Origin of the sequence: Ruegeria sp. Ofav3-42 (assembly GCF_022347725.1) — a bacterium.
Taxonomy (GTDB): domain Bacteria; phylum Pseudomonadota; class Alphaproteobacteria; order Rhodobacterales; family Rhodobacteraceae; genus Ruegeria.
Map to the genome: position 1 here is coordinate 184,364 of NZ_JAKRGB010000005.1, position 22,000 is coordinate 206,363.

The 22,000-nt window shown below is 57.6% G+C and carries 21 protein-coding genes; 9 read left to right on the forward strand and 12 right to left on the reverse strand.

Features of this window, described 5'->3' with window-relative positions:
• The first annotated feature begins 116 nt into the window (after positions 1 to 116).
• The 7 genes from MHN28_RS09880 (at position 117) to MHN28_RS09910 (ending at position 6,341) form a co-directional block, all read left to right on the forward strand.
• The gene (locus tag MHN28_RS09880) at positions 117 to 791 is read left to right on the forward strand and encodes a Crp/Fnr family transcriptional regulator (protein WP_239338525.1); all 675 of its coding nucleotides are present in this window, start codon (positions 117 to 119) and stop codon (positions 789 to 791) included.
• A gap of 95 nt (positions 792 to 886) precedes the next feature.
• A complete protein-coding gene (locus tag MHN28_RS09885; protein WP_239338527.1) occupies positions 887 to 1,099 on the forward strand; it encodes a DUF2892 domain-containing protein in 213 nt (70 codons plus the stop codon).
• Positions 1,096 to 1,530 (forward strand): YeeE/YedE family protein, encoded by a 435-nt coding sequence (locus MHN28_RS09890; RefSeq protein ID WP_239338529.1) that lies wholly within the window; start codon positions 1,096 to 1,098, stop codon positions 1,528 to 1,530. The genes MHN28_RS09885 and MHN28_RS09890 overlap by 4 nt, the downstream gene beginning before the upstream one ends.
• A 3-nt stretch (positions 1,531 to 1,533) precedes the next feature.
• On the forward strand, positions 1,534 to 1,971 hold the full coding sequence (locus MHN28_RS09895; protein ID WP_239338531.1) for a DUF6691 family protein: 438 nt from the start codon (positions 1,534 to 1,536) through the stop codon (positions 1,969 to 1,971).
• 25 nt (positions 1,972 to 1,996) lie between these two features.
• Entirely contained in the window at positions 1,997 to 2,881 is an 885-nt protein-coding gene (locus MHN28_RS09900; protein ID WP_239338533.1) for an MBL fold metallo-hydrolase, read from the forward strand.
• Between the two features lie 17 nt (positions 2,882 to 2,898).
• Positions 2,899 to 4,584: a bifunctional protein tyrosine phosphatase family protein/NAD(P)/FAD-dependent oxidoreductase gene (locus tag MHN28_RS09905; RefSeq protein WP_239338535.1), complete on the forward strand. Its 1,686-nt coding sequence runs from the start codon at positions 2,899 to 2,901 to the stop codon at positions 4,582 to 4,584.
• Positions 4,581 to 6,341 carry a SulP family inorganic anion transporter gene (locus tag MHN28_RS09910; RefSeq protein WP_239338537.1) on the forward strand — a complete coding sequence of 587 codons (1,761 nt, stop codon included), beginning with the start codon at positions 4,581 to 4,583 and terminating at the stop codon, positions 6,339 to 6,341. Before MHN28_RS09905 ends, MHN28_RS09910 begins: the two co-directional genes overlap by 4 nt.
• 3 nt (positions 6,342 to 6,344) lie before the next feature.
• Here MHN28_RS09910 and rtcR read toward each other — a convergent pair whose 3' ends face one another.
• Positions 6,345 to 7,925, reverse strand: coding sequence for an RNA repair transcriptional activator RtcR (rtcR, locus tag MHN28_RS09915; protein WP_239338539.1), 1,581 nt, complete (start codon positions 7,923 to 7,925; stop codon positions 6,345 to 6,347).
• A 172-nt stretch (positions 7,926 to 8,097) separates the two neighbouring features.
• Between rtcR and MHN28_RS09920 the strand changes: the two genes are divergently transcribed.
• The gene (locus MHN28_RS09920) at positions 8,098 to 9,654 is read left to right on the forward strand and encodes an RNA-binding protein (RefSeq protein ID WP_239338542.1); all 1,557 of its coding nucleotides are present in this window, start codon (positions 8,098 to 8,100) and stop codon (positions 9,652 to 9,654) included.
• 567 nt (positions 9,655 to 10,221) lie between these two features.
• A complete protein-coding gene (locus MHN28_RS09925; RefSeq protein WP_239338545.1) occupies positions 10,222 to 11,637 on the forward strand; it encodes an RtcB family protein in 1,416 nt (471 codons plus the stop codon).
• Positions 11,638 to 11,678: 41 nt separating this feature from the next.
• Here MHN28_RS09925 and MHN28_RS09930 read toward each other — a convergent pair whose 3' ends face one another.
• From MHN28_RS09930 to MHN28_RS09980, 11 genes are all read right to left on the reverse strand, one after another.
• Positions 11,679 to 12,023 carry a hypothetical protein gene (locus tag MHN28_RS09930; protein WP_239338548.1) on the reverse strand — a complete coding sequence of 115 codons (345 nt, stop codon included), beginning with the start codon at positions 12,021 to 12,023 and terminating at the stop codon, positions 11,679 to 11,681.
• A 1,337-nt stretch (positions 12,024 to 13,360) separates the two neighbouring features.
• Positions 13,361 to 13,618 (reverse strand): hypothetical protein, encoded by a 258-nt coding sequence (locus MHN28_RS09935; protein ID WP_239338550.1) that lies wholly within the window; start codon positions 13,616 to 13,618, stop codon positions 13,361 to 13,363.
• Between the two features lie 14 nt (positions 13,619 to 13,632).
• On the reverse strand, positions 13,633 to 14,334 hold the full coding sequence (locus MHN28_RS09940; protein WP_239338551.1) for a NapC/NirT family cytochrome c: 702 nt from the start codon (positions 14,332 to 14,334) through the stop codon (positions 13,633 to 13,635).
• A gap of 29 nt (positions 14,335 to 14,363) precedes the next feature.
• Positions 14,364 to 14,801 carry a nitrate reductase cytochrome c-type subunit gene (locus tag MHN28_RS09945; RefSeq protein WP_239338552.1) on the reverse strand — a complete coding sequence of 146 codons (438 nt, stop codon included), beginning with the start codon at positions 14,799 to 14,801 and terminating at the stop codon, positions 14,364 to 14,366.
• A gap of 12 nt (positions 14,802 to 14,813) precedes the next feature.
• Positions 14,814 to 15,731 (reverse strand): quinol dehydrogenase ferredoxin subunit NapH, encoded by a 918-nt coding sequence (napH, locus tag MHN28_RS09950; protein ID WP_239338553.1) that lies wholly within the window; start codon positions 15,729 to 15,731, stop codon positions 14,814 to 14,816.
• Positions 15,728 to 16,546 carry a ferredoxin-type protein NapG gene (gene napG / locus MHN28_RS09955; protein ID WP_239338554.1) on the reverse strand — a complete coding sequence of 273 codons (819 nt, stop codon included), beginning with the start codon at positions 16,544 to 16,546 and terminating at the stop codon, positions 15,728 to 15,730. Before napG ends, napH begins: the two co-directional genes overlap by 4 nt.
• 27 nt (positions 16,547 to 16,573) lie before the next feature.
• A complete protein-coding gene (gene napA / locus MHN28_RS09960; RefSeq protein ID WP_239338555.1) occupies positions 16,574 to 19,066 on the reverse strand; it encodes a nitrate reductase catalytic subunit NapA in 2,493 nt (830 codons plus the stop codon).
• Positions 19,063 to 19,356 (reverse strand): chaperone NapD, encoded by a 294-nt coding sequence (locus MHN28_RS09965; RefSeq protein ID WP_239338556.1) that lies wholly within the window; start codon positions 19,354 to 19,356, stop codon positions 19,063 to 19,065. The genes napA and MHN28_RS09965 overlap by 4 nt, the downstream gene beginning before the upstream one ends.
• Positions 19,353 to 19,859, reverse strand: coding sequence for a ferredoxin-type protein NapF (locus MHN28_RS09970; RefSeq protein ID WP_239338557.1), 507 nt, complete (start codon positions 19,857 to 19,859; stop codon positions 19,353 to 19,355). Before MHN28_RS09970 ends, MHN28_RS09965 begins: the two co-directional genes overlap by 4 nt.
• 171 nt (positions 19,860 to 20,030) lie before the next feature.
• The gene (locus tag MHN28_RS09975) at positions 20,031 to 21,044 is read right to left on the reverse strand and encodes an iron ABC transporter permease (RefSeq protein WP_239338558.1); all 1,014 of its coding nucleotides are present in this window, start codon (positions 21,042 to 21,044) and stop codon (positions 20,031 to 20,033) included.
• A gap of 1 nt (position 21,045) precedes the next feature.
• Positions 21,046 to 21,996 carry an ABC transporter substrate-binding protein gene (locus MHN28_RS09980; protein ID WP_239338560.1) on the reverse strand — a complete coding sequence of 317 codons (951 nt, stop codon included), beginning with the start codon at positions 21,994 to 21,996 and terminating at the stop codon, positions 21,046 to 21,048.
• Positions 21,997 to 22,000 lie beyond the last annotated feature (4 nt).

Consider the following 22,000-nt stretch of genomic DNA (forward strand, 5'->3'; position numbering starts at 1 on the left):
TGAGCTTTTTCGTTTTGACGTCGCAGAGGTTGTTTGACGCAGTTACATATGCGGTAAAGAAGATGTATTCAGGGCGCATACTATCCTATTGAACCTTGAACGCGGGAACTCTGGATATGGACATGTCATGGATTGATAAATTTAAAGGGCTAAGCCAGTTGCCCTCTGACATCCGCGATGAGCTTAAAAAGGGAAGCCAGATCGTCAGTGTTCCGGCGGGTACGCAGATGTTTGCGCCCGGTCAGACCGCGGACAACCTGCTTTTGTTGCTGGAGGGTACAATCCGCGTCCAGCAGAAGTCCGACACCGGGCGAGAGGTCTTTTTGTATCGCGTGCACGCGGGCGAAAGCTGTGTGCTGACAACTGCATGCATGCTTGCCTTCGAAGACTACTCAGCCGATGGCATCGCTGAAACGGACGTGCGCGCAGTCGCTATTCCCAGATCGACATTTGATGAGCTTGTGGCAAAGTCACCAGTGTTTCGTGCCTTCGTGTTCACAGCCTATTCGCGGCGAATTTCCGACCTTTTTTCGTTGATTGATGACATTGTGTTTCGCCGTATGGACGTCAGACTCGCATCGCGCCTGCTGGAGCTTTCCGATGAGAACAATATCGTACACGCCACCCATGCCGTGCTTGGCACCGAACTTGGTACGGCAAGAGAGGTCGTATCTCGAACGCTGTCCGAATTCCACCGCCGGGGCTGGATCGAACAGTCGCGGGGCGAGGTTCTTCTGACAGAGCGCGCCGGGCTTGAGCAACTCGTCAGATCGTCCAGCGTGCACTTCTGATTCCGAAGAAAAATGCAAACTTTGTGACCATGTCACCAACAGTCTGGGTTTGGCTATGCCAGTTAGGCTTCATCAAATCATGATGGAGTTAAATCGTGACGACCAATATGGGGAAATTTGACAGAGCGGTACGTGTTACCGCTGCAGGGGTTCTGCTGTTTTTGGCCTTCGGTACGACGTTGGCGGGATCGGGCGTTCTGTTCTGGGGCGCATTGATCTTCGCGGCCGTTTTTTCAGTGACCGCACTGATGGGCAATTGCCCCATCTACAGCGTCATTGGCCTGAAAACTTGCCGGAATTGCGGATGACCGGGACAGAGTTTACCCCCTTCGCTTCGCTGGCTGGTGGCATCCTGATCGGCGTCGCCTCGACCCTGTTGATGCTTAATCTGGGGCGCGTTATGGGCGCCACTGGCATTTTGGCGGGGTTGATCCAACCAGCGTCAGGTCAGGAATTCGGCTGGCGTGCAGCATTGGTCGCAGGGATGGTTTCGGGTCCTGTGGTCGTTTGGCTGGCTACGGGCGACATGCCCGCGGTCGACGTGCCCGTATCAACTGCTGCTTTGCTGATCGGAGGGCTGATCGTCGGCGTCGGTGTGACCTTCGGAGCGGGTTGCACCTCGGGTCACGGCGTGTGCGGAATGGCCCGGCTCAGCCCGCGTTCCATCGTCGCAACGCTCACTTTTATGGTCTTCACCTTCGCCACTGTTTTCGTGGTTCGACACGTGATCGGAGCCTGATCCATGAAACTGATAGTCACTTATCTGATCGGCTTGATTTTTGGTGTTGGGATTTCTGTTTCTGGCATGGTTAACCCAGCTAAGGTGTTAAATTTCTTTGACCTTGCCGGAACATGGGACCCATCCCTAATCTTTGTGATGGGCGGAGCGCTGGTCACAACGTTCTTCGGTTACATACTGGTGTTCGGGAGAGCGGCACCGCTGTACGCGAACAATTTCAGCCTGCCCACCTCACGCGACATAGACACAAAACTTGTCGGTGGGGCCGCGCTGTTCGGCGTCGGGTGGGGGCTGTCCGGGTTCTGCCCCGGCGGGGCAATACCCGCGCTTGGAACGGGAAACTGGCATGTGTTTGCCTTCCTGGCGGCCCTGATCGCTGGGATCTTTCTGGCCAAATTCATTCAATCTGTTGCGGCGGGCCGCGCCCGGGCCAAGATCTGACCGATAACCGGAGGAGAAACTCGAAATGACCAACTATCCCGTTAATCTCGACACGAAGCCGACCGTTCAGGCCTTTTTTGATGAGGCCACCAACACCATAAGCTACATCGTGAAAGATCCGACATCACTGGCCTGCGCGATTGTCGACAGCGTTATGGATATTGATTACTCGGCCGGTCGGATCACCTACGATCACGCGGACGAACTGATCCGGCAGATTCAGGATCAGGGTCTGAAGCTTGAGTGGATCATTGAAACCCATGTCCATGCGGACCATCTTTCGGCTGCACCCTATATTCAGGAAAAGCTGGGGGGCAAGATCGGGATCGGTTCGAACATTCTGGTGGTGCAGGACACCTTTGGCAAAGTCTTCAATGAAGGCACCGAATTCCAGCGTGATGGATCGCAATTTGATGCCCTGTTCGAAGATGGCGACACTTACATGGTCGGCAACATGCAGGCATTCGCAATGTACACGCCGGGCCATACCCCGGCTTGCATGGTGCATGTTATGGGCGATGCCGCTTTTGTAGGTGATACGTTGTTCATGCCGGACGGCGGGTCGGCCCGGGCTGATTTCCCCGGTGGCGATGCCGGGGTTTTGTATGACTCGATTCAAAAGGTTTTGGCCCTGCCGGCTGAAACCCGCTTGTTCATGTGTCATGACTACGGACCAAACGGCCGCGATATTGCTTGGGAAACCACCGTGGCCGAGGAAAAAGCTTCGAATATCCATGTCGGAGGCGGGAAGACGAAAGACGAATTCGTCAAATTCCGGAACGAGCGCGACGCGGTGCTGGACATGCCGAAACTCATCATTCCATCGCTTCAGGTCAATATGCGCGCTGGTGAGGTGCCGACCGACAGCGACGGAAATCCGATGCTCAAGGTTCCCGTGAACAGCCTTTGATTGGTGGGGGAAGACACATGGAACTTAGAAAAATCACCCCGCAGTTCACTGCGAGCCCGCAAATCTCGATCGAAGATGTCGCTGTGGCTGCCGCCAACGGATACCGCGCCATCCTCTGCAACCGCCCCGATGGAGAGGCCGCCGACCAACCTTCGTTCGAAGAAATCGAGGCGGCCGCCAAGGCAGCCGGGATCGAGGCCCGCTACGCTCCGATCCAAAGCGGCATGGTGCGGGATGAGGATGTGGCAGCGTTCGGGGTGGCCTTGCAGGATCTGCCAAAGCCGGTACTGGCCTATTGCCGCACCGGTACACGATCGGTGACTTTATGGTCCTTTAACGAAGCGCCAACCCGCCCTATGGCTGAAATTCTGGCGGCGACCGGCGCTGCGGGCTATGACATGAACGGTGTTGCGCGCCGGATTGCCAATGGAGGTAAAACACCCACGGACACCGGCGATGCACATTTCGACGTGGTCATCGTCGGAGGGGGCGCGGGCGGGATTTCGGTCGCCGCAAGCCTCAAGTCTCGCAAATCCGATCTGAATATCGCGGTCATCGATCCGGCTGACATTCACTACTATCAACCCGGATGGACGATGGTCGGAGGCGGCATCTTTGATGCCCAAACCACGGCGCGGACCATGGGCAGCCTGATCCCCAAAGGGGTGCACTGGCTGAAATCCGCAGTTGCGGCATTTGAGCCGGGGAATAATGCGGTGATCCTGGATGGATGCCGAGTGGTGAAATATGACCGGCTTGTTGTGTGCCCGGGTCTAAAACTGGATTGGGGTGGCATCGAAGGGTTGGAGGAGACCTTGGGCCGTAATGGCGTCACCTCGAACTACCGTTACGACCTCGCGCCTTACACTTGGCAATTGGTGCAGCAGATGCGATGCGGCAGGGCGGTGTTCACCCAGCCTCCGATGCCGATCAAGTGCGCGGGCGCGCCTCAAAAGGCGATGTATCTGTCGGGCGATGCGTGGTTCCGCAGCGGCGTTCTCAAGGATATCGATATCCAATTCATGAATGCCGGGGGCGTGTTGTTCGGGGTTAAGGATTACGTCCCGGCGCTGGAAAGCTATGTTCAGAAATACGGAGCTGCACTGAATTTCTTCCACAATCTGGTTTCGGTTGATGGTCCTGCCAAAACGGCACGGTTCGAGGTGAAAAAGCCGGATGCCGAGCCGGAATTCGTCGACATGGAGTTTGACATGATCCATGTCTGTCCGCCTCAGACGGCACCGGACTTTATCCGGGTGTCACCATTGTCTGACCCATCAGGATGGGTCGACGTGGATCAGGCGACTCTTCGCCATAAAAGCTACGACAACATTTGGTCGCTTGGCGATGTTATGAACGCTCCGAATGCCAAAACCGCTGCGGCAGCGCGCAAACAGGCACCCACAGTGGCGGACAATATTGTGGCCGACATCGACGGGCGTTCCGCCGTGGCGCAGTATGACGGCTATGGCTCTTGCCCCTTGACGGTCGAGCGGGGCAAGATCGTGTTGGCAGAGTTCGGCTACGGTGGCGCTCTCAAGCCCAGCTTTCCGTCCTTTCTGATCAACGGCACCAAACCGTCGCGAATGGCGTGGTTCCTGAAAGAGAGGCTGCTGCCTCCGATCTATTGGAAGGCAATGCTGCGTGGCAAGGAGTGGCTGGCCAAGCCTGAGAAGCTGAAGGTGGCTGCGGACAAGTCATGAAGGCTACAATGAATGCCCGTCGGGCCGAGGCTTTACGCCGCTATCTCCCCATCCTTGATTGGGGGCGCACCTATACACGGTCAGCGCTGTCGAACGACCTGATCGCGGCCGTGATCGTGACGATTATGTTGATCCCGCAATCGCTGGCCTATGCGCTGTTGGCAGGTTTGCCGCCCGAAGCGGGCCTTTATGCGTCGATTGTCCCGATCCTGCTCTATGCTGTCTTTGGTACCAGCCGGTCATTGGCCGTGGGACCTGTGGCGGTGGTCTCGCTTTTGACCGCATCGGCAATCGGGCAGGTGGCCGAACAGGGAACAGCCGGCTATGCGGTTGCCGCCTTGACCTTGGCCTTGTTGTCAGGCGGGTTTCTTGTGCTCATGGGGGTCCTGCGCTTGGGAATGCTCGCGAATTTCCTCAGCCATCCGGTGATTGCGGGGTTCATCACAGCCTCTGGCATCCTGATCGCGACCAGTCAGCTTAAGCATATTCTCGGCATCAGCGCCCACGGGCACACCTTGCCCGAGATGCTAACGGACGTCATTTTCCACCTGCCACAGATCAACTGGATTACCTTCGCGATCGGAGTGTCCGCCACGGCTTTTCTGTTCTGGGTACGAACCTCTTTGAAGCCGACGTTAAGGCGGTTGCGAACACCCTCGTTGCTTACCGATATCCTCACCAAGGCGGGACCAGTTGCTGCCGTTATCGCGACCACAGTTTCCGTTTGGGCGTTTGATCTTGCCGAAAAGGGCGTCAAAATCGTCGGAGCGGTTCCCCAAAGCCTGCCGCCCCTGACGGTGCCAGGGTTTTCTATGGACTTGCTGGGTGCGCTGTTGGTTCCGTCCGTCCTCATCTCGGTGATTGGATTTGTCGAAAGCGTGTCCGTGGCGCAAACCCTGGCGGCAAAAAAACGTCAGAGGATTGACCCGGATCAGGAATTGATCGGCCTCGGGGCCGCCAATCTGGGTGCGGCCTTCACCGGTGGGTATCCGGTCACGGGTGGCTTTGCGCGCTCTGTAGTCAATTTCGATGCCGGAGCCGAAACACCCGCCGCGGGAGCGTTCACGGCAATCGGTTTGGCTGTCGCGGCCCTGGCACTGACGCCGTTGGTATTCTACCTGCCTAACGCGACGCTTGCGGCGACAATCATTGTGGCAGTCCTTGGCCTGGTCGATCTGTCGATCCTGAAAAAGACATGGAACTACTCGCGTGCTGATTTCGTAGCAGTTACAGCGACCATCGTGCTGACCCTCGGATTGGGGGTCGAGGTGGGCGTCGCGTCTGGCGTGGCGCTGTCCATCCTGCTGCATCTTTACAAAACATCCCGCCCACATGTGGCCGAGGTAGGTCTGGTGCCGGACACACAGCATTTTCGAAACATCCACCGGCATCAGGTTCTGACTGACCCGACAGTCGTGACCCTGCGTGTCGATGAAAGCCTGTACTTTGTGAACACGCGGTTTCTTGAGGATCTGATCCAAAGCCGCGTGGCGGAAGGCAGCGACGTGCGTCATGTTGTTCTGATGTTCTCGGCTGTGAACGAGGTTGACTACTCCGCGCTGGAAAGCCTTGAGGCTATCAATCGCCGGCTCTCTGATATGGACGTGGGCCTGCATCTGTCTGAGGTGAAAGGGCCGGTGATGGACAGGTTGAAGCGGTCGCATTTTGTTGACCAGTTGAATGGGCGTGTATTCCTGTCGCAGTACGATGCATGGAGCAGTCTAGTACCATCACCTGCACCGCATGTTGCGGCATAGATTTCAGCTGCTCGTTCCATCCGATACGGCATTCCAATCAAGGTCGAATTTCTGAAGATATTTGCGCAAGCGATCCGCATCGTTCTGGGTTGAGCGTTTTTCCCGCGAAACAGCGAACAACGAACGACCCGCAGCGCTGAGACTGGGTGCGGTTTGACAAGTTCGTATGACCTTGGCGAGCTGAACCATGCCAAAGGGATCAATATCGCTGGCGGCAGATCCCAAGTGATCTTTCACTAGCAGGAAATCTTTGTCCGAAGATGCCGATTGCCAATTCGACTGAAGGGCTACGATTTCTTCGTCGATCATCGCGCGCGTGATCCGCCCCCTCGGTGCAAGGGTGCATAAGCGTTTCACCAGACCGCTGAAATCGCGAAAGTTTCCGGGCCAGAGCGTCGCCGGACTGGTCGCGAATTTCAGGAACATTTCACGTGCGTCGGCGTTGAAACCGACCTGCGTGCCCAGCACCCGCTCGGACTTTGCAAGTTCAAACAGAAGATTGGCCTCGATGTCCTCGCGGCGATTGCGCAGGGCAGGTAGCCGAAACTGCCACATGCTCAGACGGGCCAGAAGGTCCTGACGAAATTGTCCCTCGGCCGCCAAAGTTTGAAGGTCACGGTTGGCCCCGGCTATGATCTGGAAACGGCTGGTGGTTTCATGGTCTGAGCCAAGCGGGTAAAACCGCCCGGTTTCAATAGCATGCAGCAATAGAGATTGCTCGGACCAGCCCAGTTCATCCACTTCATCCAAAAACAGAACGCCGCCGTCGGCTTCACGCAACAGGCCACTGCGTTCGGTTCCGGCCTGACCCAAATAGCTGCGTCTTTGGCCAAACAATGAGGCGAGCGCATCCGGGCCGTTCAAAGTGGCACAATTGACGTGGACCAGACGGCCCTTGACGCGGCGCCGATCCAGTTTGAGATTGTAAATCCTCTCGGCCAGTTCGGTCTTCCCCGTGCCGGTTTCGCCCAACAACAGGATCGGCTCGTCCGAGTTGCTGGCAACCAGTTCGATCCGATCTATCAGCGCATTGTACTGTGGATTGCGGGTTTGGATCCCGCCTTTCAATTGATCGCTGTACTCGCGCGACAGCTGGTCAAACCGTTGCTGCAATGCGTTATAGCGGCTCAGATCCAGGTCGATGATATCGAATTTGGGTGTGCGGTCATCTGGTCCGGGCGGGCCGGTCTGGATCAGGCGCGCGGGGACATGGCGGCTTTCAGTCAGCAGGAACCAGCAGATCTGTGCCACATGCGTTCCTGTCGTGAGATGGACGTGATACTGCTCGCGCTCTTCATCAAAGCCGTAACCACGGGCAAAATCGAACAGCTTGCCGTAGACTTCCTGAAAGTCCCAGGGGTCGTCCAAGTCCATACGATGCAGCAGAACTTCGGTTTCGGGTGATGCCTCGGCAATCTCATTTTTGACCTGATGCGCGAGGCGGTTGAACTTGTGGTCATACAGAAGCTCCAACCGATGGACGTCGAAATGGTCGTGCATCGTCAGGCTTAGCGTCGGTTTCCAACGCCGCTTCTTGCCCATGTCCAACTGTGTGCCGAGGAATCCGATGATAATATTATTCATAGTGTATCTATTCTTATAAGTTACGATACAGCTGTATCGTAAAATGAACGCACATAAAACTCAATAACGGGATTTCCATATTTAAAACATAGCCTTATGCGAAATTTGGATATCCCTCGGCATTAACCTCCAGCCATGCCAAAAAGTCCTTATACAAAACGAGGACAAGAAAATGGCGAACAAATCCGTGTTTGCATCGATCAAAGGCCGGTTGCTGCCGAAGGCAATGGCAAAAAACGCGCACGGCGCGCCGGCCTACGCTTATTCCGATGCCCATACTCTGGCACAGGTCGCCGTGACCGGCACTTTTGGGGGCATGTTCTATCAGTCGCCGCAGGAAGAGCTGGAATACGTTCTGGATGTTGCTGAGGCGGTCGACCCGCAATTTCTGGCGCAGGCGGCAATCTATGCCCGTCAGTCCGGGTACATGAAAGATATGCCCGCCGTGTTGCTGGCCATTCTGGCGCGGCGTGATCCGGTTCTGTTCCGCAAGGCGTTTGGTCGGGTGGTGGATAACGGTAAGATGCTGCGCACCTTTGTGCAGGTCATCCGGTCGGGTCAAACGGGGCGCAAGTCTCTGGGATCGGCACCGAAAGCGATGGTGCAGAACTGGTTGAACACCGTGACTGACCGGGCGCTGCTGAACGCCAATATCGGGAACGACCCGTCATTGGCGGACGTGATCAAGATGGTGCACCCGAAACCGGCCTCGGCCGAGCGGGAGGCTCTGTTTGCCTGGATCGTCGGGCGGCCGTGCAATATGGCACGGCTGCCACGGGCCCTGCAGGACTGGATCGCGTTTCGTGAAACTGGCAACGGTCCAGTGCCGGATGTGCCGTTCCAGATGCTGACGCAACTGGAACTGTCACCGGAACACTGGGCGCGGATCGCGCGCAAGGGCTCTTGGCAGATGGTGCGGCAGAACCTGAATACGTTCCAGCGTCACGGCGTTTTTGACGTGGCAAAGAACATGGATCATGTTGCCGCTCTGCTGCGCGAACCGAAGGCGATCGCCAAAGCACGCGCGTTTCCGTACCAACTGATGGTGGCGGCGCAAAACGTGACGGCCGATATGCCGCGCGAGATCATGGACGCGCTGCACGACGCGATGGAAATTGCGGTGCAGAACGTGCCGCAGGTCTCTGGTCAGGTTGTCGTGTGCCCGGACGTTTCGGATTCGATGACATGGGCCGTGACCGGGTATCGCCCGGGGGCGACCTCGGCTGTGCGGCACGTGGATGTGACGGCGCTGGTCGCAGCGTCCTTCCAACGCGTGAACCGCGGGTGTCAGGTTCTGCCGTTCGACTTCGATGTGCGTGATGTACGTCTGGAGCCGCGCGACACGATCCTGACCAACGCCGAGCGTTTGGCTGCGTTGGCCGGAGGCGGGACGAACTGTTCCGCTCCATTGGCCTGGTTGAACAAACGCGGCCGCGCGCCGGATCTGGTCGTGTTCGTGTCCGATAACCAATCTTGGGTTGATGCCCGGAACGGTGGGCAGGGCACGGCGATGTTGAAAGAGCGGGAGGCTATCAAGCGCCGCAACCCGAAGGCCAAACTGGTCTGCATCGACATTGCCGCGTACGGGACCACGCAGGCACAGACCCGTTCCGACGTGTTGAATGTGGGCGGGTTCTCGGACGCGGTCTTTGACCAGATCGCGGCCTTTGCCGCCGATCAAACCGGCCCGGATCACTGGGTCCGCGAGATCGAGAAGATCGAAGTATGAAAACGGGTCAGGCGGAATGCCTGTGGGACTACAGCTTTGAACTCTGTCAGATGTCTCACACATCTTGTCCGCCTGACCCAACAACCAATTCTCGGCGAATGCCGGTGGAACTACAGATTGTTCATCTCCAGGTCGCGGGTTCGAATCCTGCCATCGCAATCGCGATGTAGCTCAGTTTAGTAGAGCAGGATGTTTCACCCAAACCTTGTCGCCGAGACCCGAAACGAAAGGAAAACCCCGGCGAATGCAGAAGGAACTACATGGCTCTCAAAACCGGGATAGGTCGAGCGGGTTCAACTCCCCTCCGTGCCGGCGCCCAGACGGCAAACGCATCTGCCCATTCAGATGCGGGGCGGGCCTCCCAACTGTTTCTTCACCCTTTGTCGCCGGGGCCATTTAAACCCACAGGGCGAATGCCCGCAGACCTACAGGTAGACGCACCCAAGAGGGTGGCATGGGCAACCATGTCGTGCTGGTTCAAATCCAGCCCGGAGCGATCCGGTGGCGGAAAAATTGGTTTGCGAACACCTTGTCGCCCGACCAGGTTGGGAATGTAAGTGAGTAATGATGATGGAAGAAAAGACATTCGACCCCGTGACCGGGGAACATCTGAAAGACTGGGGGCATCGTCCAGTCAAGCAATTTCCGGCGCTGCTGGCGCGCGCAAATGAAATGCGGGCCGAGGGATTTGGGCTGGTGCGCATCCGGCAGGAACTGGAGTGTGAAATCCCTCCGATCCCGCCAACGATGGATTTGCGCGCACCCGGAGAGATGGCATTTCACGAAAACATCGAGGCCGCTGACCCGGATGAAGAGGACAACGTCGCAAAAGTTCGCGAGACGATGACGGCTCTGATGAGAACACCGACGGTTGAGGCCGGCGCGATCATGCCCGATGCCTGCCCTGCAGGGCCGGTCGGCACGATCCCGGTGGGCGGTGTGGCCGCCGCGCGCAACGCGATCCATCCGGGGATGCACTCGGCCGATATCTGTTGTTCGGTGATGATGACCGATCTGGGGGATGCTGATCCCAAGGCGGTTCTGGATGCCGCGCAGTCGGTGACGCATTTCGGGCCGGGCGGGCGCCCGCAGGGGCAACGGTTCACAACCTCGCTGAAACTGCTGGATGCGTTCCGCGAGAACCCGTTTTTGAACAACCCGAAATCCCTGCGCATGGCGCAGGAGCATATGGGTACGCAAGGCGACGGGAATCATTTCCTTTTCGTGGGTCGCTCGCGCAAGACCGGACGGACGACCATCGTGACTCATCACGGATCGCGAGGCCCGGGGGCACTTCTGTACAAGAATGGCATGGCTGTGGCCGAGCGCTTCCGGAAAGAACTGTCGCCGAAAACTGCTAAGCAGAACGCCTGGATTCCTGCGGACACCGAAGAAGGCCGTGACTACTGGGACGCGCTGCAGCTGATCCGTAAGTGGACCAAGGCCAATCATAACGCGATTCATCACGCAACGGTCGAGGCGGCGCGCGTTGGGGATGTTGGAGCGCGGTTCTGGAATGAGCATAACTTTGTGTTCAAACGGGGCGATCTGTACTTCCACGGTAAGGGCGCGACGCCTGCTTGGGGTGACTATGCCGCTGATGCCACGGGGCTGACGCTGATCCCGCTGAACATGTCCGAACCCGTGCTGGTCGTGCGCGGCAAGGATGCGGGTCACGGCCTGGGGTTCAGTCCGCATGGCGCGGGGCGGAACTTTTCCCGCTCGGAGCACAAACGGCGTATGGGATCGGTGACGCCCCAGCAGATGCTGCAGGCGGAAACCGACGGGCTGGATATCCGGTTCCATGCTGGAGGCGTGGATGCGTCCGAACTTCCGTCCAGCTACAAAAGCGCCGACAGCGTCGTAGCGCAGATTAAGTCTTACGATCTGGCCGAGATCGAGGACTATATCGATCCTTACGGCTGCATCATGGCTGGTGACGTCCCGCCCTTCTGGAAGAACAGAAAGAAGGGTCGGCGATAGGGTGTAATCGGCCAGAATTCAGCCGATTACATAGTCTCCAGCTATACGGGGTCCACGTGTTGCGACGGTGTAGCTCTGCAATATTGCGCATATAGCCGTATGATCCGCATCAAAATGTCCAGGTCAGGCCCAATTGAAAATTGGGCCTGACTGTCGGTGGCAAATTCCTGCCCCAACGAGGCGTCGAGACAAAGGCCGATCGAGTAGAACTCCTTGGTGTCTGGATTCCCATCTGATCGGAAAACACCCAAACTCAATGCCAGAGCAAGACCGTTATCCAGTTGGCCAGTAAGCCCTGCACGGCCGTCATAGAGGATTACATCTGTTTCGGTTTTCGAACCGTCGCGATGCTCCATCATTGGGTGCATAGGGGCGGAAACTGCCAAGGCTCCAACCTGATCCACTACTGTTGTCTGAACTTTGCGAAACAAGTTCAGTATTATGTCGCAACGTACGGTTCGAGCGGCCGAAAATGCTGCCATACGACGCTACAAGGTCGGGTGAGGTCAAAACCCAGACGGGATCGATGCAGGCGTAGATCGGCGAGCCGCTTTTTTTTGCTTCCCCTGCAAATCAGAGCGAGCATCCGTCGGAATCGATCGATTTGTAGCTGCCAGAGCCGGTGCGGCGTTCTCGAACTTGAAAACTGACCCTCCACTGCGGGCATCAAGGTTGATCTGGTGCTTCTTGGACGCGGATCAAGCCGCGCGCAACGCTCTTGCTGTTCAGAACCCCGGTGCCAGTGCCCTGATAAATTACGTAAGCGTTCCCGTTCTGGCCGTCTTAAACAACTGTCCGACTTCGGTAGTTACGCCATCGAAATTCTAAAAAACAAGCCATAGGCGGTAAACTTCGATGTGCCGAAAGCGGTGGCGGTGATCGTATCGCTACTTGCATACGCACCCTGCCTGTAGCCATTCTAAATTCCCGCTGTGTTTGCCCCCGCGGTGGTCTACATTGCCGTGGCTGATGCAGTAAGCATGCCGTCATCTGTGACATCGCCGGAAAATGTTTGCTTAAAGTAGATTGCCTAAGCGTCAGCTTTGGTGGCACCAGAGTGGGTGAAATTGCGGGCCGTAGCCTGAGCGGAAACCTAGCCGGAGTCTCTGATGGTCGACATGAAAGCGACGACGTCGTCAAACACGATACCTGTGGTGCTAATGGTCCCGCTGGCGTGGAGTTCGAATTGATGCTGATCGCTCAGTTGTTTACGACCCGGCCGATTTGTTCAAGCCGACCGCCCAAGTGCCGCTGGATCCCATCCGAAGCCCCGTACATCGGACTCGTAATCGCGCCATCATTTGTAAAAGTGCTGAAATAGTCAGGGGAAATGGCCACGGAGGGACCACTGCTTGTGGCAAGGTTTATAGCGCCTGTACTTTTGATGGCGTTGTCTTCGTCACTCGCGAACACGGCAGGCGTGTTTTGCGACGTCTGCCTTGTTACCAACCAGCTTTACAATACGACTGCTCGACACGTCACGCTACATCGCACGCTGTTTTGCGCAACCTTTCATGTTGCACCCTCCCAAAAAGTAACTCGTTAACGATCGGCAAATGGTTGGCCATCAAACAACCCGGCTGCAATTAAAGCAGATGTGTGAATCCGCTTGTTCCGCTGGAAAACTGCTTCCAGGAAGAAGTTAATCGCGTTCAAATGTAATGATTGGGGTGTTTTGGCGGACGGTTTTCCGTCCGCCTGAGAACAACGTCTTGTTTTGGATTCAGACCGTCGCGCCCTTGATGCGGATTGCCGATCCAAGGCTGCCGGCACACAGGCCGACAACGACTGCTATCAACAATTCGATTGTTTGCACGTTGGTAAAAGACCCATGGGCAAAGATCAAAGTTTCGGCAACTCCAACCAATCCGCCCATCAGGGCGCCCAGCCAGACGCGGCGTGTCATCATTCCCAGCGCCAGTCCAAGGATGCCCGGCAGGCTGATGACGTTGGCTCCGATTGTTCCCAGAATTTCCAGCATTTCTTGTCCCTCTTTCAGTCTGCCCGAGTGGTCAGGAATGACCGGATGTCGTCGCCGTTGGAGGCGGTCTGTTGTTGCAGCGTGCCGGAGGATTTGCTGGCCAAGGTCTCGGTAACTTCCTGATACCGCTCTTGATATCCCGGCGGCAAGCTGTGCGCGATGCCCTGATGGCAGTCGATGCAGGTCATGTTTTCGTCAATGGCGCGCTGGTGTTCCGAGGCGGCTCGCGTTTCCTGCAGCGTGAAATCCATGTAGTCGAAGTTATGGCAGTTTCGGCATTCGCGGCTGTCGGATGCCTTCATTTTCTTCCAGACGGCAGTCGCCATACTCAGGCGATGTTCTTCGTATTTTTCGGGTGTACTGATGGTACCGGCAAGCTCGTGATAGACGTCCTTGACCGCCATGATCTTGGCTTTGATCTTGTGGTTCCATTCATGCGGCACGTGGCAATCGGAACAGATCGCACGCACACCAGAGTGGTTGTTGTAGTGAATCGTCTCGCGATATTCGCCCAGGTTGGTTTCCATCGTGTGGCAGGAAACGCAGAATTCCTCGGTGTTGGTCAGTTCGAGCGTCCAGTGAAACCCGCCCCAGAACAGGATCCCGGCCAGAAAGCCTGCTAACAGCAGGAACCCTGAGCTGAACATGACCGCAGGTGTCCAGATTGCATTCCAGATGCGGCCGATCCAACCGCGATTTTCAGGAGAGTCCGCCATTTTGGTGCTCCTTTCAGACAAGCGTTGGATTAATTGCCGGATGAGGGTTCGAACACGTTGTCAACCAACGCAGGGGCGTCTGCCTGTGGCACGTGGCACTGATTGCAGAAATACCGGGTGCCCGCCACGCGATCCAACTCGCGCCCTTCGCGGTCCAGATAGTGTGTCATCGACAGGGTGGGTGCATTTCGTTCGCCGGCTTTGGTCCAGTCGTGGCATGACAGGCACTGGTTGGTGCGAAGGTCAATCTGGTATTGCTCGATCGAATGCGGGATCAGCGGCGGTTGCTGGCGATAGTTTCGCTGCATCCGACCCTCGACGTTGCGATGGACCTGATCCAGCACAACGGGTTCATCTACGTCTGCCCCGCGCAGTGCTTCCACCTGGGCAGATTGCGCCAGAGCGAACCCGCTCAGGAGTAAAACGGGGATTAGGGCGGCAACGCCTGTTCGGATTGGCTTGTTCATTTTGGCACTCCCTCAAATAGGTCTGGCTGCGCGCGGATCGGGCGCGGGAACTGGATCGGAAGGTACGACGACGTGGTCGTCGAACCGGTGAGTAAAGTTGAAGACATCGACTGCGCAGACATCGATGCAACGACCGCAATTGGTGCAGTCGGGGGAAAGGATCAGCGGCGTTGAGCCCGGCTTGCCTTTCAGGGCTGGCGAGATGATCTGGTTTTCGGGGCATACGGCATAGCAATCCATGCAGTTATCGCAGGCGGCCCGGTTCGCGGCACTGACCCGCAACAGGCTTTTTTGGCCAATCAGGCCGTAGAACGCACCAACCGGGCAGATGTGACCACACCAGCCGTGCCGGGATACGAACAGGTCGAAAACGAAGATGGCGAGGATCATGGCCCAAACGAACCCTGCGCCAAAAATCAGGCCGCGATGCAGCATGGTGATCGGGTTGATCAGTTCCCACGCGATCACGCCGGTCAGGCCCGAGACGATCAGAACTGTTGCCAGTATCCAAAGGCGCGTACCGCGTTTTGGTTGCCAGCCTTTGGGCAAATCCAAACGTCTGTGCAGCCAGTTGGCAGCATCGGTGACCGGGTTTATTGGGCACACCCAGGAACAATACACTCGTCCACCGATCAGCGCGTACGCGGTCAGGACGATCAGGCCACCGACAAGGGCCGTCAATTCGGGCCAATGTCCGGCGATCACGCTTTGCAACAGGATAAACGGATCCGTCAGAGGCAGCACGCCAAGCGTCAGCGATCCTGCTAACGTACCTTGCACGATCCAAATCCCGAACCACGGCCCCAAAAGAAACAGCGCCAGAAAAAACAGCTGACTTGAGCGCCGCAGAAGAAGGTATTTGTGGGCGCGGACCCACCCTTTGACTTGGGTAGCCTCTTGGCCCACCACCATTTGTGTACGTGCGCTCATTGTCCGGCTCCCGGTAGATTGTATCCGGGGGCAAACCCGCCGGGGGTTGCCAGATTGTCGGTGCCGGGGCCGGGTAGGCGGTCAGGCAGATCAATGATCCCCTCGACCAGAGGACCTCCTTTGGCTTCTTTTTCTTCCCAGCCTTTTCGGTAGTGATCTGCGCTGCTGCCGCGCGCCAGGCGGGCCGGCAGAATTTTGATCGCCGCCTCGGGCAGTACGCAGCTTTTTTCGCACATTCCACAACCTGTGCAGTGTTCTGCGTGAACCGTCGGAATGAACAACGCATGATGGCCTGACCGCGTGTTGTGAGCGGCTTCCAGCGTGATGGCTTCGTCAATGACGGGGCAGACGCGATAACAGACATCGCATCGCAAACCGAGGAAGTTCAGGCAGTTTTCCTGATCGACCAATACGGCGATGCCCATCTTAGCGTCGTCGATGTTGTCCAGTTTCGGATCCAGCGCACCGGTCGGGCAGGCGGCAACGCACGGGATATCATCACACATTTCGCAAGGAATATCCCGCGCAGTGAAGTACGGCGTTCCGGTTGCCACGGCATCCACACCCAGCTCGGCCAGTTTCAATGTGTCATAGGGGCAATCCCGCACGCAGAGCCCACAGCGGATGCAGGCAGAAAGGAACTCCTTTTCCGGCAGCGCGCCGGGGGGGCGCAAAGCCTCGGCCGGCAGGGCACGGGCATCGCGGGCCAGCCAGGCCAGCAAAGACCCGGCGACCACACAGCCGCCCGACGCGCGGGCCGCATCCTGCAGGAAGCGGCGCCGCTGCGGCGAAAGGGGTTTACCTCCAAGGGGCATGGGGACGACCTTTGCCTCGCTTGTCCGTTACGCGCGCTCAACCTTGCAGGCGCACTTTTTGAAGTCCGTCTCTTTGGACAACGGGCAAGTGGCGTCCAGCGTCAGCTTGTTTGTCAGCTGACCCTCGTCGAACCACGGCATGAAGACCAACCCACGTGGTACTTTGTTGCGTCCCCGAGTTTCGACCCGGCTGACAACTTCGCCACGACGGGTGGACAGAACGATCTCCTGGCCACGGCGCACACCGCGGTCCTTTGCGTCCTGAGGGTGCATGTAGACGACGGCGGCCGGATAGGCGCGGTGCAGTTCAGGCACGCGGCGTGTCATCGAACCGGAATGCCAGTGTTCCAGTACCCGACCGGTGCACAGCCACAGATCGTATTCCGCATCGGGTTCTTCGGGAGCGGGTTCGTAAGGCGCAAAGATGATTTTGGCTTTGCCGTCCTTGTGCCCGTAGAATTTTACGTCAGCACCTTCAGGCACATACGGGTCATATCCTTCGCGGAAGCGATAGAGCGTTTCCTTGCCGTCAACGACCGGCCAGCGCATACCTCGGGCCTCGTGATACATCTCGAACGGGGCAAGATCGTGCGCGTGGCCACGGCCGAACTCGGCGTATTCTTCAAACAGACCTTTCTGGACATAGTAGCCAAAGTGCTCGGCATCGTCGTTGTCGAAACCTTCTGCGGTCTCGGACAGCGGGAATTTGTCGACCTGCCCGTTTGCAAAAAGAACGTCATACATGGTCTTGCCGCGATGCTCGGGCATTTTGGCCAGCAGTTCTTCGTCCCAGACTTCCTCGACGGTGAAGCGCTTCGAGAATTCCATCAGTTGCCACAGGTCGGACTTGGCCTCCCCCGGCGCTTTCACTTGCTGGCGCCAGAACTGGGTGCGGCGCTCGGCGTTGCCGTAGGCACCTTCCTTCTCAACCCACATGGCAGTGGGCAGGATCAGGTCGGCGGAAACGGCCGTGACCGTCGGGTAGGGGTCCGAAACCGCGATGAAGTTCTCAGGGTTGCGGTATCCCGGATATCCTTCTTCGTTGATATTCGGTGCGGCCTGCATGTTGTTGTTGCACTGCACCCAATAGGCGTTCAGATCACCATCCTTCAGCTTTCGGTGTTGCAGCACAGCGTGGAACCCAGGCTTTGCCGGAATGGTGCCTGCGGGAATATTCCAAGCGGTTTCGCAGATTTCGCGATGCTTGTCGTTTGCCACCACCATGTCGGCAGGCAGACGGTGGGCAAAGGTGCCGACCTCACGCGCGGTGCCGCAGGCCGAGGGCTGGCCAGTCAGCGAGAAGGGCGAGTTGCCCGGTTCCGAAATCTTACCGACCAGCAGGTGCACGTTGTACATCAGCGAGTTCACCCAGGACCCGCGGGTATGCTGGTTGAAGCCCATGGTCCACAAGCTCATGACTTTGCGGTTCGGGTCGGCATATTGCTGCGCCAGCTTTTCCAGCTTGTCAGCAGGAACGCCCGATAGTTCGGAGGTGTATTCGAGCGTATAGGGGGCAACGGCTTCGGCGTATTCTTCAAAGCTGATAGCCTCCAGCTTGCCCGAGTTCGGGTTCGCCGCTTCTTGTTGCAGCGGATTATTGTCCCGCAGGCCATAGCCGATATCAGTGTCGGTCTTGGTGATGTTGACGTGGTTCTTGACGAACTCTTCGTTCACCGCGCCATTCTGGATGATGTAGTTGGCGATGTAGTTCAGGATCGCCAGATCGGTTTGCGGTGCAAAAACAATATCATTGTCCGCCAATTCGAACGAGCGATGCTCGAACGTCGACAGCACGTGAACCTCGCATCCCGGCTTGGTCAGGCGCGTATCGGTCAGGCGCGACCACAGGATCGGGTGCATTTCGGCCATGTTCGAGCCCCACAGCACGAACGTATCTGCGTGCTCAAGGTCGTCATAGCAGCCCATAGGCTCATCGATGCCGAAGGTTCGGATAAAGCCCACAACAGCCGAGGCCATGCAGTGACGCGCATTGGGGTCGATGTTGTTGGAGCGGAAGCCAGCTTTCATCAGTTTGGAAGCTGCATAGCCTTCCCACACTGTCCACTGGCCCGAGCCGAACATGCCGACACTGGTTGGGCCTTTCTTGGCCAACGCCTCTTTCCATTTGGCGGCCATGACGTCGAAAGCTTCGTCCCAGCTGACCGGCTCGAACTCGCCATTCTTGTCATATTCGCCATTGGTTTTCCGCAGCAGCGGTGTGGTCAGGCGGTCCCTGCCATACATGATCTTGGACAGGAAATAGCCTTTGATGCAGTTCAGGCCCCGGTTTACCGGCGCGTCAGGGTCGCCTTGGGTCGCAACGACGCGACCGTCTTTGGTGCCGACCAGAACAGAGCAACCTGTGCCACAGAACCGGCACGCTGCCTTGTCCCAGCGGATATCGGGTGCTCCGGTCTGTGCGTTGGCTTGTCCAGCGGCCATGGGAATGCCTGCGGCAGATGCCGTGGCTGCGGCCGCTGAGGTCTTGAGAAAAGTCCGGCGAGATTCAGAGTGTGTCATAGCGTGGGCCTCCGGCTGGTGGATTGGCTTGGGGCATCGGGCTGCGGATGGGCGTCCGCGAGATCCTCGAAATGGTGATAAGTCAGGGTTAGTGAGATCACGCCCTGGATTTGGTGCAGATCCATGATGATCTCGGATGCAAGGCGTGAAGGGGTGTCCTCGACAACGACGACAAAACGGCCGTCTTCCGTTTCGGCGTGCACTTCGACACCCGGAGTGTCCTTCATCACCTGCGCCGCAGCGCTGGCGTGTTCGGGTACGACATGGGCAAGACAGCCGCAGATGTTCATTGAATGGCTTCCGTTTGGGGTTGTGATTGGCGTTCAAGAGCGATGGCATCGGCCGGGCAAAGAGTCGGGCAGATTCCGCAGCCATTGCAGGACTCGGCGTCCAGCGTAGGTTCAGCGCGGCCGCCGGTCTTAAGTTTGAAGCGGATGGCGTTTTGTTCGCAATTGTCCTGACAAACGCGACAGCTGATCCCATTCATGGAAAGGCAGCTTTCCGTTTTCATCGTGGCGCGCCAGGGCCAGTCGGCCAGACGTCCGATATCGAGCGCTGGGGTGGGGCAGCTCTGCGCGCAGTCACCGCAGAACGTGCAGGCATTGTCGCCGGGTCGAAACACTGGATAACCATCCGGATCGACGGCCACCACATCCTCGGGGCAGGCGTCGGAGCACGCACCACATTTGGTGCACAAATCGGTAAAACCTTGCATGACAGAACCCGGAGGTCTGGCTGTCTTGCCATCCTCGCGTCGGATATTGGCGCTTAGAAACGCGCGTCGGCTGGTCATTTGTTGCATTCTATGCGACCTGGCTGCACTCGATTCCTGTGATCGAGTGTATCGCATACCGTGCGCGGTGCGGACTTTTTTTGATCTAGGTCATTTAGTTGCGATTAAATTCTGAAAGTTCGGAAATCTCCTGCCGCGTCCTGCTCCGCCGTTTTGTCGTTGGGGTGGCGATCAGCGGCGCGGCCGGGCGGTTCGGATCAGAAGAAGAAAGACGAAAATCGACCCAAGAGAGGTTGTAACAATGCCCACCGGCAGTTCCTGCGGTGCAAGCAGCAACCGGCTGAGAATATCCGAACCCGTCAGCAAGGCGGCACCGACAACAGCCGCCGTAGGAATAAGATGACTATGCAAAGGGCCAGCGATTCCGCGGGCGATATGCGGCACCATCAAGCCGACAAATCCAATAACGCCGGCAACCGAAACGAAAACTGCTGTGGCAAGAGCAGCCACAAAGAACATTTTGAACCTCAGGCCCTGAACCGGCACGCCCAATGTGGCGGCTGTCAGATCGCCGGTCAGCAGCGCATCAAGCCAGCGGCTGCGATACGATGCATAAGCGAGGATCAACAGCAAGCCGGCGCAGACTAGTGGAAACGTTTCCCACCGGGCAAGACCCAGACCGCCCAGCATCCAAAAAATGACCGAGTGAGCCGCGCGGCTGTCGCCTGCGAAAATCAGGTAGTTGGTGATGGCCGAGAACAGGAACGACACGGCTAAACCTGCGAGGATCAGCTTTTCGGGCGCGCTGGTACGCAACCCGTGAACGAGGGCTAGCACGATGCCCGAAGCCACTAGACCGCCGCAAAACGCCGCCAGCGGCAGCGTCCAAAAGCCGAGTACATCTCCGGTCACAGTGATGACAAAAACCGCCCCTGCGGCTGCGCCCGAAGACAGGCCAAACAGGAACGGGTCGGCCAGATCGTTTCGGGTGGTTGTTTGCAGGACAACACCGACGATGCCCAGACCCGCTCCGATCACCGCAGCAAAAAGGGCGCGCGGCAGGCGCAAGTCAAACACGATGCGGTGCAGCGGCGACATCTCGCCTTCCACTAACCCAGTACCCAAAAGAACACCGGCCAGTGCGTCAGAGGCGGGAATGGAGGTCGTTCCATAGACGGTCGAAATCAGCAAGAGGGCGGCCAGAACGACCGCCCCCAGCAAAAGTGTCAGGCCCAGTCGGCCCATATCAGTTCAGACCCGGATGCATGGCTTGCGCCATTTTCGAGATCGCCTCAATGTTTGCCGGTCCGGGGGTCAACTCTTCGTACCGCAGACCAATCCAACGTTCGTTCTTGACCGCGTCCGTCTGAGACATCACGGGGTGTTCCTGCAGGAACTTGAACGTATCCGCGGCGCCATTGCCGGTTTGATAGTCCAGCAGAACCAGAAATTCCGGGTTGGATGCAGCAACAGCCTCCCACGAGGAGCGACCCCAACTGGTGCCCATGTCGTGTGTGACATTCTCACCGCCCGCTGCCGCAATCATGGCGTCAGGAATAGCGAACTTGCCAGCGGTGAACGGCGCGTCGGCGGGGCCGTCCAGCAGGAAGACGCGGGGTTTGGGCAGGTCGGCAGTTTGGGCCTCGATCGCAGATAGTTCCGACTTCCAGCCATCGACCAGCTCTTCGGCCTTGTCTTCGACATGCATCACCTTGCCCAGACGCAAGACGTCATCAAACAGCAAGTCCATGCTTGCTTCGGGGCGATCCTTGTCCAGATGCACGCAACTTTCGGTCAGGATCATTGTTTTGATTCCGAAGGGTTCCAGAGTGTCCGGGGTCACGTCGCCGCCGGGCTTCATGCCATAGTACCAGCCTGCAAAGAACAAGTCGGGTTCCACCGCAACAAGGTTTTCCACTGTCGGGTATTTCGGCGCCAGCTCGGGGATATCGCCGCGCAGAGTGTCGAATTCCGGGCTAGTCTTATACCAGCCAGTGATGCCGGTCAGGCCAACGATCTTATCCTGCAAGCCCAGCGCAAAGGCCATGTCGGTCATGTTCATGTCGTGCACGACCAGCCGCTCGGGCTGGTTTTCGAACACCAAAGGTTCACCGCAATTGTCGACTGTGATCTCATGCGCGGCCGCGTTGGTTGCCAGGCCGATGATCAGCGCCACGGGCCAGAGTGTCTGTTTCATGGTT

What these genes read in the sequence shown, in the direction of transcription:
- MHN28_RS09980 (WP_239338560.1), bottom strand. Translation starts at nt 21,996, where the DNA reads ATGAAACAGACACTCTGGCCCGTGGCGCTGATCATCGGCCTGGCAACC.
- MHN28_RS09940 (WP_239338551.1), bottom strand. Translation starts at nt 14,334, where the DNA reads ATGGCGGACTCTCCTGAAAATCGCGGTTGGATCGGCCGCATCTGGAAT.
- MHN28_RS09935 (WP_239338550.1), bottom strand. Translation starts at nt 13,618, where the DNA reads ATGCTGGAAATTCTGGGAACAATCGGAGCCAACGTCATCAGCCTGCCG.
- MHN28_RS09975 (WP_239338558.1), bottom strand. Translation starts at nt 21,044, where the DNA reads ATGGGCCGACTGGGCCTGACACTTTTGCTGGGGGCGGTCGTTCTGGCC.
- napH (WP_239338553.1), bottom strand. Translation starts at nt 15,731, where the DNA reads ATGAGCGCACGTACACAAATGGTGGTGGGCCAAGAGGCTACCCAAGTC.
- MHN28_RS09890 (WP_239338529.1), top strand. Translation starts at nt 1,096, where the DNA reads ATGACCGGGACAGAGTTTACCCCCTTCGCTTCGCTGGCTGGTGGCATC.
- MHN28_RS09895 (WP_239338531.1), top strand. Translation starts at nt 1,534, where the DNA reads ATGAAACTGATAGTCACTTATCTGATCGGCTTGATTTTTGGTGTTGGG.
- MHN28_RS09910 (WP_239338537.1), top strand. Translation starts at nt 4,581, where the DNA reads ATGAAGGCTACAATGAATGCCCGTCGGGCCGAGGCTTTACGCCGCTAT.
- napG (WP_239338554.1), bottom strand. Translation starts at nt 16,546, where the DNA reads ATGCCCCTTGGAGGTAAACCCCTTTCGCCGCAGCGGCGCCGCTTCCTG.
- MHN28_RS09945 (WP_239338552.1), bottom strand. Translation starts at nt 14,801, where the DNA reads ATGAACAAGCCAATCCGAACAGGCGTTGCCGCCCTAATCCCCGTTTTA.
- MHN28_RS09920 (WP_239338542.1), top strand. Translation starts at nt 8,098, where the DNA reads ATGGCGAACAAATCCGTGTTTGCATCGATCAAAGGCCGGTTGCTGCCG.
- MHN28_RS09900 (WP_239338533.1), top strand. Translation starts at nt 1,997, where the DNA reads ATGACCAACTATCCCGTTAATCTCGACACGAAGCCGACCGTTCAGGCC.
- MHN28_RS09925 (WP_239338545.1), top strand. Translation starts at nt 10,222, where the DNA reads ATGATGGAAGAAAAGACATTCGACCCCGTGACCGGGGAACATCTGAAA.
- napA (WP_239338555.1), bottom strand. Translation starts at nt 19,066, where the DNA reads ATGACACACTCTGAATCTCGCCGGACTTTTCTCAAGACCTCAGCGGCC.
- MHN28_RS09905 (WP_239338535.1), top strand. Translation starts at nt 2,899, where the DNA reads ATGGAACTTAGAAAAATCACCCCGCAGTTCACTGCGAGCCCGCAAATC.
- rtcR (WP_239338539.1), bottom strand. Translation starts at nt 7,925, where the DNA reads ATGAATAATATTATCATCGGATTCCTCGGCACACAGTTGGACATGGGC.
- MHN28_RS09970 (WP_239338557.1), bottom strand. Translation starts at nt 19,859, where the DNA reads ATGACCAGCCGACGCGCGTTTCTAAGCGCCAATATCCGACGCGAGGAT.
- MHN28_RS09880 (WP_239338525.1), top strand. Translation starts at nt 117, where the DNA reads ATGGACATGTCATGGATTGATAAATTTAAAGGGCTAAGCCAGTTGCCC.
- MHN28_RS09965 (WP_239338556.1), bottom strand. Translation starts at nt 19,356, where the DNA reads ATGAACATCTGCGGCTGTCTTGCCCATGTCGTACCCGAACACGCCAGC.